The 12,720-nt window shown below is 38.6% G+C and carries 11 protein-coding genes and 2 pseudogenes; all 13 read left to right on the forward strand.

Annotated features, from left to right (window positions below):
• The first annotated feature begins 84 nt into the window (after positions 1 to 84).
• Positions 85 to 378, forward strand: coding sequence for a prevent-host-death protein (locus ACTNCK_RS09230; RefSeq protein WP_441082233.1), 294 nt, complete (start codon positions 85 to 87; stop codon positions 376 to 378).
• Entirely contained in the window at positions 368 to 685 is a 318-nt protein-coding gene (locus ACTNCK_RS09235) for a type II toxin-antitoxin system RelE/ParE family toxin (RefSeq protein WP_441082234.1), read from the forward strand. Before ACTNCK_RS09230 ends, ACTNCK_RS09235 begins: the two co-directional genes overlap by 11 nt.
• A 58-nt stretch (positions 686 to 743) precedes the next feature.
• Positions 744 to 866, forward strand: coding sequence for a hypothetical protein (locus tag ACTNCK_RS09240; RefSeq protein WP_441082235.1), 123 nt, complete (start codon positions 744 to 746; stop codon positions 864 to 866).
• A gap of 48 nt (positions 867 to 914) precedes the next feature.
• Positions 915 to 3,371: a glycosyltransferase family 2 protein gene (locus ACTNCK_RS09245; protein ID WP_441082236.1), complete on the forward strand. Its 2,457-nt coding sequence runs from the start codon at positions 915 to 917 to the stop codon at positions 3,369 to 3,371.
• A gap of 77 nt (positions 3,372 to 3,448) precedes the next feature.
• A complete protein-coding gene (locus ACTNCK_RS09250; RefSeq protein ID WP_441082237.1) occupies positions 3,449 to 4,687 on the forward strand; it encodes a lipopolysaccharide biosynthesis protein in 1,239 nt (412 codons plus the stop codon).
• A 415-nt stretch (positions 4,688 to 5,102) separates the two neighbouring features.
• Positions 5,103 to 6,128 (forward strand): BrxA family protein, encoded by a 1,026-nt coding sequence (locus tag ACTNCK_RS09255; RefSeq protein WP_441082238.1) that lies wholly within the window; start codon positions 5,103 to 5,105, stop codon positions 6,126 to 6,128.
• Between the two features lie 12 nt (positions 6,129 to 6,140).
• Positions 6,141 to 7,421, forward strand: coding sequence for an AAA family ATPase (locus ACTNCK_RS09260; protein ID WP_441082239.1), 1,281 nt, complete (start codon positions 6,141 to 6,143; stop codon positions 7,419 to 7,421).
• A complete protein-coding gene (locus tag ACTNCK_RS09265; RefSeq protein ID WP_441082240.1) occupies positions 7,421 to 7,843 on the forward strand; it encodes a hypothetical protein in 423 nt (140 codons plus the stop codon). Before ACTNCK_RS09260 ends, ACTNCK_RS09265 begins: the two co-directional genes overlap by 1 nt.
• A gap of 282 nt (positions 7,844 to 8,125) precedes the next feature.
• Positions 8,126 to 8,920 carry a hypothetical protein gene (locus ACTNCK_RS09270; protein WP_441082241.1) on the forward strand — a complete coding sequence of 265 codons (795 nt, stop codon included), beginning with the start codon at positions 8,126 to 8,128 and terminating at the stop codon, positions 8,918 to 8,920.
• 18 nt (positions 8,921 to 8,938) lie between these two features.
• Positions 8,939 to 10,450: pseudogene (gene pglZ / locus ACTNCK_RS09275) on the forward strand (BREX-1 system phosphatase PglZ type A); the annotation flags it as partial.
• 8 nt (positions 10,451 to 10,458) lie between these two features.
• Positions 10,459 to 11,070 carry a DUF6338 family protein gene (locus ACTNCK_RS09280; RefSeq protein WP_441082242.1) on the forward strand — a complete coding sequence of 204 codons (612 nt, stop codon included), beginning with the start codon at positions 10,459 to 10,461 and terminating at the stop codon, positions 11,068 to 11,070.
• Positions 11,063 to 11,209, forward strand: a complete 147-nt coding sequence (locus tag ACTNCK_RS09285; protein WP_441082243.1) for a hypothetical protein — start codon at positions 11,063 to 11,065, stop codon at positions 11,207 to 11,209. Before ACTNCK_RS09280 ends, ACTNCK_RS09285 begins: the two co-directional genes overlap by 8 nt.
• Positions 11,210 to 11,364: 155 nt before the next feature.
• A pseudogene (brxL, locus tag ACTNCK_RS09290) lies at positions 11,365 to 12,619 on the forward strand (protease Lon-related BREX system protein BrxL); the annotation flags it as partial.
• Positions 12,620 to 12,720: the final 101 nt, after the last annotated feature.

Here is a 12,720-nt window from a genome sequence, read left to right on the forward strand (position 1 = left end):
GTAGCATCCCGAAGAGCTTTCGAAAAATATGTTGAATGATATATCGAAGGATGATACAATGTATTCAGATAAGGAGGTAAGCTTATGCCAGTAATAAAACCAGTATCAGATCTGCGTAACTATGGACAGGTATTAGATAAGGTATCGCCTGGCTCACCAGTTTATCTGACTAGAAATGGTGAGGGGATATACAGCATACATAGTATAGAGGATGATGACAAGTATGAAAAAGCAAATGCAATGGTAGAGCTATTATCCGAACTGAATAAGGGTATCAGATCTGGGGAGGATGAGGATCTTCTTACAGATGATGAAGTTAGTGAGCATTTCAGGATACGCAGGGAAAAATATCTAAAGGAGCACGCAATTGAACAGTAGCCCAGTAAAATATACGCATGCTGCATTGGATGATCTGGATCAGATATGGTCAGAGGTGTTTGATGTATCCGCTGATATAGATACAGCACAGAATTATGTGGATGGAATAAGGCAAGCCATCAGTAAAAAGGCTGGGTATCCTAAGACAGGTATTCCACTCCTTTATAATGAGCATCCAACGGGGATGTGTTTTGTAGTCTATAAGAAATATTATGCTTTTTATAGGATGCATAGCACATATATAGAGGTTATAAGAGTTCTATACGGAGCGAGTGATTATATGAAGGTTCTGTTTGATGGTGAGTGAATACGACATGATTATGAGTATGTGAAAAAGAGCCAACAGCAAATGTTATAATAAGCAAATGGGATTTAAAGAAGAAGGGGTGTTTAAAGATATGATCTGCGAAAACGGTAGATACAGAAGCATGGATTTTATGGCATGTCTTAATGAAAATGAAAAAAATGTCAGTAGGACTGAGCCCTGATAAAGACAAAGAGACATTAAAGATCCGGATGTGATAAGGAAGAACAAATTGAAGCCAAGAAATTCAATCGATGCATTAAAAATAAACAGACTGCCCGATCATGATGTATTAACAGTAAGCGGATGGGCATTTAATGAGAATGGTATGCCTGAGGCTATCACTCTTTATATTAACGGAAAGCAGCAGGATGTTAAGATAAAAACAGTTGCTCGTCCTGACGTGGACAGAAGATATTTCCATCAGACAGAGGGACTTATCAACTCTGGCTTCAGGATCCAGATGAATGATTGCGAACATATAAGCCAGCTGGAAATACACTCTGGCAATACTGTGATACTGTCAATGGATAAGAAGGCTATAGATCATATTATCTCATATGATACAATTGTTTATGCCATTGATAATGAAACACATGATAAGAAAGGGAATACATCGGTTACGGGATGGGTGTATTCCTTGAATCATGTACCTGTCAGTATATCAGTTATGGATAGGCACACGAAAAAAGAGCTTCCATGCAATATCAGAAGGATCTTCAGAAATGACCTTTACAGGCTGGGCTTGATCAATAAAGATGAAAAGAACGCTGGATTTATTATTTCATTCGAGAGTTCCAGAAAAAACAGTGATATAATAACCTTTTCATCAGATAAGGATAGGGCAATTGAAGCGGTTCCTTATACAAGTACAGATAAGAGAGGCTTTGGCAGACTGATAAAGAATATAAACAGAAAGAATATTAAGAAGTTTTTTAAGTATGTAAGGACCTTTGGACTTTCAAAAACGCTGAAGACAGTCTTTTCATATAGTGGCGGATATGATTATGATCAGTGGTTCAGAACTCATCGAATAACTCCTGATCATCTTGAAGCCCAGAAACAGGTAAGATTTGCCTGTGAGCCTGTTATAAGTATTATAGTACCTGCATATAATACAAATGTGGATCTTCTTACGGCAACAATTGATTCTGTTGAGCAACAGAGCTATAACAAATGGGAACTTTGTATAGCATTCGCTGGAGATGAAAGCGCACCAGCAAGGAAACTGCTTGATGAAATACAGGAACATGACCAGAGAGTAAAGGTGACTTTCCTTGATAAAAACTATGGTATATCAGGGAATACGAATAAAGCACTTGAGCTTGCAAACGGTGATTTTGTCGGACTCTTCGACCACGATGATCTGCTTGAACAAGACGCTTTATACGAGGTGGTAAAAGCAATAAATAATACTGAAAAGCCTGTGGCTTTCTATACCGATGAGGATAAATATGACACAAAGGGAAAGACTTATATAGATCCTAATATGAAACCGGATTTCAATCTGGATCTGCTTAGAAGTCATAATTATATAACGCATTTTTTTGTTGTAAAAAGGTCTGTATTGGATGAAACAGGTGGCTTCAGAAGCGAGTTTGATGGAGCACAGGACTACGATATGATTCTGAGAGTCGCAGAAAAGACAGGTCCTATTATGCATATTCCAAAGGTACTATATCATTGGAGAATGCTTCCGGGATCTACAGCGCTTGATCCGGAGAGTAAAAAATATGCATATATTGCCGGACAGAAGGCAATAGAGTCTCATCTTGAAAGAAGTCATATCAGGGCAAAGGTCAGGATGCAGGAAAAACCAAACTATGGTCTGTATGAGGTGGATTATGAACCTGTAAGTAAGCCGCTGTTGTCAATAATAATACCGAATTATGAACAGCGTGATCTTCTGAAGCAATGTATTGATTCTATAGAAGAGAAGAGTACGTATAGAAATTTTGAGATAATCGTTGCTGAAAACAATAGCACTTCTCAGAAGATAAAGAGCTATTACTCTGATGTGCAAAAACAATATGATAATGTAAGAATTGTTGACCTTGGTAAAATGACATTTAATTTTTCGAGGATAAATAATCTTGCAGAAAAGGAAGCAAAAGGAGATCTGCTGCTGTTTCTCAATAATGATACTGAACTGATCAGGGAAGATTCCATTGCAAATATGGCAGGCTTTTTTGAAAGACCTGAGGTTGGAGTGGTAGGCGCAAAGCTTCTGTATGAGGATGATACTGTTCAGCACGCCGGAGTAGTTATAGGCTTTGGAGGCTTCGCAGGACATATTAATACAGGTATAGATAAGGATCAACCGGGCTATATGATGAGAGCGCTATTAAATTGTGATTACAGTGCAGTGACCGGCGCCTGCCTGATGACTCGCAGGAGCCTGTTTGAGTCATTGGGCGGATTTGACGAGGCATTCAGAGTGTCATGCAACGATATTGACTATTGTATGAAGGTAAGAAGAAAAAACCTGCTTGTAGTCTATAATGCGTTTTCAATCTGGCATCATTATGAATCAAAGTCCAGAGGCTATGAGGATGACCCTGAGAAGATAAGGAGATTCGAGGGTGAGATAAAAACCTTTCAGGAAAGGTATGAAAAGGAGCTTTCAGAAGGTGATCCCTACTATAATCCGAATTTCAATATTAACTATGGACCTTTTCAGCTAGGATAGGATAGGGGTAAGGGTGTAGGGTATAGAAACCAGTCCCTCGCTCCTACCCCCTACCTCCCTCACCACAGGACAAACAAATGAAAAAAGACATAGCCTGGAACACGTTTGGAAATATTTTTTACGGCTTCTGCACCTGGGTCATCACTATAATAGTGGTCAGGATGGGATCATTTACAGATGCCGGATATCTGTCGCTGGCAATGACGACCAGCAGCACATATAATGCGATCGCCCTGTTCGCGATGAGAAACTATCAGATAACAGATCTGACACATGTCTATTCAGACGGACAGTATGTATCGAGCAGGATACTGAGCTGTATAGCGGCCTATGCTTTCCTTGCTGTAGCGGCAGCCTTGAGCGGATCACTCTATCAGGCCATATGCATAATAGCCTTCATGCCGGTGCGCCTGTCGGAGGCCTTTTCAGATGTTTATCATGGTATTGACCAGCTGCATGACAGGTATGATCTGATAGGGAAATCATTTGCCATAAGAGGCGCAGCAGTCATAGTCATCTTTATAGCGGGAATGGCGGCAACGGATGACCTGGCTCTGACACTTGCACTCATCTCCCTCGCAACCTTTTCCATATCCATCCTCTGGGATCAGAGGATCACTTCAAGGATCACAGCAATAAGGCTTCGCCTTCGCGACTCACGACTGATTTCCCTGTATCTGAGCTGTCTGCCTCTAATGCTATTCACCTTTTTCATGGGAATGCAGATGATGTACGCAAAGACAGTGCTTTCTCAGATGGCCGGGGTCACAAAGCAGGGAATCTACGCTTCGATCTCGAATCCGACCTATGCGGTCCAGGTCTTTGGTCAGGCCTTATTCGCACCTTTTCTTCCAGCGCTTGCCAGGTGCATAAGGACAGGAGACCATAAGGGCTTCAGAGGCAGCCTGCTTAAGGTGACAGGAATCCTTGCCGGATTTCTGGCGCTTGTGCTGCTTGCCTCCGCCCTGCTTGGCAGATGGGTGCTAATGCTGTTTTTCGGGAAAAAGATTCTCACATACTATTCACTTTTTATACCGGTGGTCCTTGTCGTTATAATAAACACATTTGTCTACTGGTTCCAGGGAGTTCTGGTGGCCCTCAGGAAAAATATAAGCCTTGCCGTTGGAATGACCGTGGATTTTGTCTTCTTTGCCTTTATAGTAAGACCTATGATAAGAGCCTTCGGAATGAACGGAGCCAGCTATGCCCAGATAGTATCACTCACCTGCTTTGTGGTCTTTGAGATAGTAATGATCCTGACAGGTGAGCAGGCTATAACCATAGAACAAGGAACCGGACAGAGAGGAGTCAGATAATGGCAGTCATAAAGCAGTATGACGAAAGAACCGGAATCATATACGTCTACGAATCATAGTCTGACTGGGAATGAGGCACTACCTTTGACGCTGAATGGGCGATGTGAAAGGTAAAGGTAAACGGAAAGTGCTGAGATCATTTACTGCATATAGAACAAAGTTTTGACGCTTACAGAGTGATGTGATAAGATTATCATTAATAAAAGCCTTAGTAGCAGTATGTAGCCAGGAGCTCAACGAAAGCGAAGGTAGTGATAATAAATATCTGACCAGACGGGGAGAGGTCGTCTGGTTGGCGGAGCATACGTTTTTTATATAAATTGGAAAAGATTCCTTTCATTCGGTAATTCAGTGCGGAGTATTCAAAAATAATATAAGAAGTGTTTTTGTTGATAGATGAAGAGGATAGCAACACATGATAAATGGAATTGATTCACCATATAAGGGAAGCGGAGGACTTACAAGGGAACAGTTTCTCTTTCACGAGACCAGAGTGGTGGCAAGGTTAATGACAGATGAAAATCTGAGCGACCAGGAGATTATTGATAGAGTGGTCTCGGAGAATCTCTTCCAATTTCCAACAGAGCGTATGATCAGGAATCTTGCAGGAGTCTGTGTAAAGAGACTTCATTGCCTTGATGATAATTATACATATGCATCTCTATATGGGGTAGAGAGAATGGTTAATTGCGATATAAAGACATCGGATGTTACATTGAGAGGAATATCAGTAGAAGAAGCAATAAAATCCCTAATTTCATATGCCGTAGGGTGTATGTTTGGTCGTTATTCTCTTGATGTACCAGGACTTGCATATGCAGGATGGACATGGGACGATACTAAGTATGTTACTTTCAAACCTGAAGAAGATGCAATCATTCCTATTTGTGATGATGAATATTTTAATGATGACATTGTTGGTAGATTCATTCAATTTGTAGAGATTGTTTACGGAAAACAGACACTAGAAGAAAACCTGCAGTTTATAGCTGATGCATTAGGTGGTAAGGGTTCGTCGAGAGAAGTAATCCGTAACTATTTCATAAATGATTTTTATGCTGATCATGTGAAAATATATCAAAAGAGGCCAATTTATTGGCTATTTGATTCTGGTAAGAAGAATGGCTTCAAGTGTTTGATTTATATGCATCGTTATCAGCCTGATACTATTGCGCGTATTCGAACTGATTATGTTCATGAACAGCAGGCACGTTATAGGACAGCTATCGAAGAGACTGAAAAGAGACTAGAGAGCACAACAGGCTCTGATAAGGTTAAGTTGACAAAGAAGCTTAATACTTTAAAAGCTCAGGACGATGAGATTCACGCTTACGAAGAGAAGATTCACCACCTTGCAGACCAAATGATAAGTATAGATCTGGATGATGGTGTAAAGCATAACTATGAAATATTTAAAGATGTATTAGCCAAGATAAAGTAAGGAGGAGACATCATGCAAAAGCTTACAATAACGAATTTAGGACCAATTAAAGATTGCACTATAGTCGTAAAAGATTTCATGGTGTTTACAGGCCCTCAGGCATCAGGAAAGAGTACGATTGCGAAAAGCATTTTCTTTTTCAACAATCTTAAGAATATTCTTTTTGCAATGTATCAGAAACAACTGGCTAATAAGCCTCTGTTTGAGATTGGTACATTGGAAGATTATTTTACTAAGGAAGTACAGAGAGCGTTTTTACAGTCATTTGGTGTTAACATTGATACAAATGCTTATGGCACGGTAACTTATGAGTATGATAATTCATCAACTGTAGTAATCAATATTGAGCCGGCAGCAGACGAATTATCTGTTGTAGTTGCATTTGATGATTATTTAAAATCTAAGCTGACTGCCCTTTCTGAATTATTAAAGTCAAATGATAGAAAAGATGTTGAAAAGATAAGAGATTTTATTTATAAGGAAATGTTTGCGTCTGATCTGGATGTTGTATATATTCCGGCTGGCCGAAGCCTTCTTACCATGCTGAGTTCCCAGATTAACTATATATACGCGGTAATGGACGATCAGCAGAAATATGCAATTGATTACTGCACACAGACATATCTTGAAGAAGTACTGAGGATAAAAGAATTCTTCAATATGAGTCCAGATAAGCTTGCCCGCAAAGTAACAAATGAAGTTGATTATGAGATAAATCAAGCAGATGTTGATGCTGCAATAGAGCTGATGAATACAATACTTCATGGTGAATATCGTAATGTAAATGGAGTTGAGAAGTTATATTTTTCAGACGATCATTCTGTAAGGATGAACTATGCCTCATCAGGACAACAGGAAGCAGTATGGATTACCAATATTCTTTTTTATCACATGCTTGGCAGGCGTAATACTTTATTTGTTATTGAAGAGCCTGAGTCTCATCTTTTCCCAGAGACACAAAAATCTGTAGTAGAGCTGATTTCTTTGGTTAAAAATGAAAGCAATAAGGCAATCATAACTACTCATAGTCCTTACGTTCTTGGAAGTGTCAACAATTTGCTTTATGCAAATCACATTTCAGAAGGAACTAATGACGCTGAAATAGAAGCTGTGGTACCAAGATGTTTATGGCTTAATTTTGAAAAACTTGGGGCATATTTTCTTTTAGATGGAAAGGTAAAAGATATTGCAAGTCCTGAATACAATGATATCGATCATGATGTTATTGATGGAGTATCAGGCGTGTTGAATGAGACCTATGAAAAACTGATGGATATCGCGAGGGAAGATTAATGGATCTACAAAAGGAAACATATACCGGGGATATTCATCAGAAGATAATAGTCTCAGCAGAAAATGGACGTAGACATATTGCTACAAATCCATCAGGACAGTATGAGGTTCGTCATTACAGACTTGATGGTGCGCTCATCAAAAATGAGCAATGCTGCGACTTTCTTCTGATAAATGATACCGGAATGAAAGCATACTATATTGAGCTTAAGGGCTCTGATTTTTCTCACGCTGTAGAACAGGTTGAAGCAGGAGAAAAGCTTTGCAGGTCTCATCTTAAAGGATATGTTCCATACTACAGAATTGTGACCAGCAAAACCAGGACTCAGGAACTCAATTCAACGAAATTTAGAAGATTCCAACAGAGAGTTGGGGCAGATAAGATAAAGTACGGAACAAACGAGATTAAGGAGACGTTGTAAGCGGATTTATTAGCAATTGGGCAGGAATTAAATAGGAGATTCCTTGAACCATTACCAGAGTTTTACAAAAGAAGAATCATTGTATGGTATGACGAGGAGAAAGAATTTGCTGAGGAAATCAGCAGTCTTGAGCTTACCAACGCAAAGGTTTTGTGTCTTACCGGAAGCAATAACTTTGTGGTTAAAAAGACTCTTGCTATAGATGAACCAACACAGAATTTCTAGATTTATAATCCGATTTCCTATGAGAAGGTAGAGGATGATTGGCTTCTTGACGTGGAATTGTACAGTGAAGAGTTTAGGGCTGATCTTATTGCGATTTGGATGGATGAAATGGGAATACCGTCATCTGTAGCTTTAAGAAATCAGGTGAAGAAGTACAGCAAGTTCCTTAATGCTAAGGCCAGACGTGAAGATGTGGTTAAACTCTCTGACAGTCTTGACTCACCTATGAAGCTCCAACTTGCTGTGATGGCATCAATCGGTGAAGCTGGGCATACAGAGCCAATAGCCATTATCAAGTCAGTTTTAAAAGCTGGCTTGAACACGGATGATAATTATTTATATCAGGAGTTTGTGAAGTATGAAGCATCCGATCTCTTCTGGGGGATGGTTTCATCTATTACTGGCTACAACGATGCTGATCACAATCTTGGTAAGCTTGCAGCTCATATCATATTGACTGCAGCCAGCAGAACACTTCCTACCGCTGTGTTTGATGGATTATCAGATTATATGTCAGAGAATGGTCAGCTACAGGCTTATTGCAGCGACTTGATTTCTGATTGGATTCATAGTGATGATGCAGATTCTTATGTTTCTATTGCAGAATCAGTAGAAAATGAAATGCATCTTGAAAAGAGAGTATCAAAGCAAACTGCAGATGCATTAGCAGATACAGAGATATTACCTTGTATAAATAGAATTATACTGTCAAAGCTTATGACTGATATTTCAAATGAGATTGTAAGCTCTGAAAGTATTTTTGCAATTGCAGAGAAACGTCGAGCTATGGTGTGGTTTGATGAGTATAAGGATTATTATACCGGTATTGTTGCTCTTGCAAAGATGAATTAATTCTATAAAGAGCATGCCGCAGGGTTCCATATTGTGGGAGCTAAGAAGATTTGGGATGCTTACACTAAGGAATACTATAAGATGGATACTTACTATCGTGAGTTCCATATGAGCTATGAGAACAGTAAGAAAACTTATGGCGGTAATCTTCAGGATCTTTTTACTGCAGTATGCGATAAGGTTGAGAGACTTTATACCAACTGGTATTTGGATGGACTTGGACATAACTGGTCTGAGGAAGTTGCAGCTGATTTAGAGAAGCAAGGTTTTATTGAAGGTATTGAAAGACAGGAAAATTTCTATGATCGCAAGATTAAGAATGCGGATAATAGAGTTTATGTCATTATTTCTGATGCAATGAGATATGAAGTTGCGGTTTCTCTTTCAGAAGAGATAAGCCGAGATATGCAGGGCAAGGTCAACCTGTCTAGTATGCAGGGTATTTTCCCTACTATTACGAAGTTTGGTATGGCTGCGTTACTTCCTCACAGAGAGATAAATGTTGAGTTAAAAAATGATCAGCTAAAGGTATTAAATGATGGTCAGTCCACAGACAGTACTTATCGTGAGAAATTATTACAGCAGGTTAATTCAGAGAGTATCGTGCTTAAGGCTACAGATCTTGTCGCAATGAAAAGAAGCGAGCGTTCTGATTTAGTTAATGGCAAAGAGGTAGTATATATTTATCACGATACTATTGATGAGACAAGCCATACGTCAGAGGAGAAGGTTTTTAACGCATGTGAAGAGACTATTGATGAAATTAAGAACCTTATAAAAATCATTGTTAATGATTTTAGTGGTGTAAATATCATGATTACTTCTGATCATGGATTCTTATATACATATAGTCCGCTTACAGAGGAATCCAAGACTGATAAGTCTGATTTTTCTCACAGGATTATTGAGTATGGCAGACGTTTTGCTATTTTGACAAAGGGAGAAGATCCTGATTTCTTACTTCCGGTAAATCTTTTATCTGGAAGAACTGATTATGCAGGATATGCTCCAAGAGGCAGCATACGAATCAAGACAAGTGCAGGTTCAGGAATGAATTTTGTGCATGGAGGTATCAGCTTACAGGAAATGTGTGTGCCTCTTATTGAGTACAAGCATCTTCGCAATAGCTCTAAAGAATACCAAAGAAATAAGGAAAAGTATGATACCAAGCCTGTAGAAGTAAATCTTCTTTCAGCAAACCATAAGATTAGCAATATGATCTTTTCTCTTAACTTCTATCAGAAGGAAGCGGTTGGCTTAAATAGGGAAAAGTGTATTTATAATGCATACTTTGTGGATGCTACTGGCAAGAAGATTTCTGATGTGCAGAAGATTATTGCTGATAAGACTACGGAAGATATTCAGGCACGTACATTTAGATGTAACTTTAGTCTTAAATCACAGGCTTATGATAGTAAAGAACTTTACTATCTGATTATAGAAAAGGAAGATAGTACAGATCTTCCGGAAAGAATTGAATTCCAAATTGATATAGCATTTGCTGCAGATGATTTTGGGTTCTTTGGTTAAGGAGAGATATGACAATAAAATCAATAGATGTTGTTATATACACTGCATGGTTTGTATTGCCGGGGTACATAATAACAAGAATCATTAATACTTTGTGTCCGGGACGAAAAATATCTGATTCAATCAATTTACTAAAGTGTATAGGTTATAGCTTAATTGATATAGCATTATGGAGTTGGCTTTACAAAATATGTATTGATTGTAACCAAAAGGCATGGTGGTTTTATTTGCTACTTACAGGTGTTGTTGTATTAACAAGCACTATAACTGGATTAGCAATAGGTTTAATTAGATATTGTGGATTTTTTAGATGGCTTGTTTTGAAAGTTTTTAAAATTCAAATTGAAAAGCCTATTCCAACAGCTTGGGATAATATATTTTCATCTAGAAAATTTGGATGCTGGGTAATTGTAACATTAGGAAATGGAAAATATATTGGAGGGCGATTTTCTGCGAATTCGCATGCTTCGTCAGATCAAGATTATAGAGATCTGTATTTAGAAGAGACATATGAAGTTGATGAAAATGGATGGATAAAAACACCTAATACAGAAGGTGTATGGATTTCTCCAGATGAGATAAAGAAAATTGAATTTATAGGAGATGGAAATAATGAGTGATAATAAGCAAAATAAAAACAATGAAAGTTTTAAGAAATTTAGTTATCAACCTACAGAGCAAAGAAGTTATCAGCCAACTAATAGTAGTACAAGTAATAGGCCACCTGAACCACCAAAAGTAAAAAGTGCCGAAAAGTAAGAAGGATAATAAAAGATAAAGTATTCACAGAAGTATAAGTGATTTTGTGATTAAGGAGAGATATTAAAATGGGTTTTATGGATGCATTTAGCAGGAAAGCTGATGATGTAGCTCCGGAGGAAACTAAGGTTGATACTGAAGCTTCTCAAGGCAGTAATAGAGAAGAATTAAATAAAAAGCTCAGGCAGACTTTCGACGGGAAAATCGTCCGTAAAGACCTGACAAAACATATTAAAGAGGGCGCAAATGTTCCAATCTATGTATTGGAATATTTGCTAGGTCAGTATTGTAATTCTGATGATGAAGCAATCATAAATCGTGGAGTTGAGACAGTTAAGAGTATTTTGTCTAATAACTATGTGCGCCCTGATGAGGCTCAGAAGGTACTTTCTTTGCTTCGTCAAAAGGGGCTCATACAGTAATTGATATGATTACAGTTGAGCTTAATATGAAGCTAGATATGTATGAGGCGTCATTCTCTAATTTAGGACTTACTAGAATTCCAATCTCAGAGGAATATCCTGAGCAGTACGACAGACTTCTTTGCGGAGGCATTTGGTGTATTGTTCAGCTTGAGTATGGTGCTGATGGCTCGGATGATTTTGGTATTGTCGATATGGATGGAGCGGAGCTTAGATCCAAGAAATCTAAGCAGAAGGATTTATCTCCAGTATCTATCACAAAACTTACTCCGATTCAGATGCCAAACGTTGATATGGATCAGCTGAAAGCAGGAAGAAAAGAATTTACAAAGGATGAATGGTTGGATATCCTTCTTTGCTCTACTGGTATGGAGCCAGATGAGTTTTCATACAGAGAGAAGTGGTTGCTTCTTACAAGAATGCTTCCACTTGTAGAGAATAACTTTAACCTTTGTGAGCTTGGGCCAAGAAGCACAGGAAATCACATCTGTATAAGGAGATTTCTCCAAACAGTATTCTTGTTTCAGGAGGCCAGACCACAGTAGCTAATCTTTTCTATAACATGGGTCGTAAGACTATGGGATTAGTTGGGCTTTGGGATGTTGTGGCATTTGATGAGGTTGCAGGTATCAACTTCAAGGATAAAGACGGAATCCAGATTATGAAGGATTACATGGCTTCCGGATCATTTGTCAGAGGCAAGGAAGAAAAGGCTGCTTCTGCATCTATGGTATTCGTAGGAAATATTAATCAGAGTGTAGATGTGCTTTTGAAGACATCAAGCCTATTTGATCCATTTCCTCCTGAGATGGGAACAGATACAGCATTTCTCGATAGAATACATTGTTATAATCCAGGTTGGAAGATTCCGAAGTTTAGACCGGAACATTTTACAGATGATTATGGCTTTATCACTGATTATCTTGCTGGCTTTATCCGCGAGCTTAGAAAAGAGCAGTTTGGTGATGCAATAGATAATGTCAAACGGCAAATTATTAGCGGAGGAAACGGCGTGTTATTTTCGACGATTTCTCCGCTCAACGGCATTTTATTTTCGGTGACGGCACAATCTTGGCGTAAGAAACGGCA

It is taken from the genome of Candidatus Weimeria sp. HCP3S3_B5, from assembly GCF_052064335.1.
GTDB lineage: Bacteria > Bacillota > Clostridia > Lachnospirales > Lachnospiraceae > Weimeria.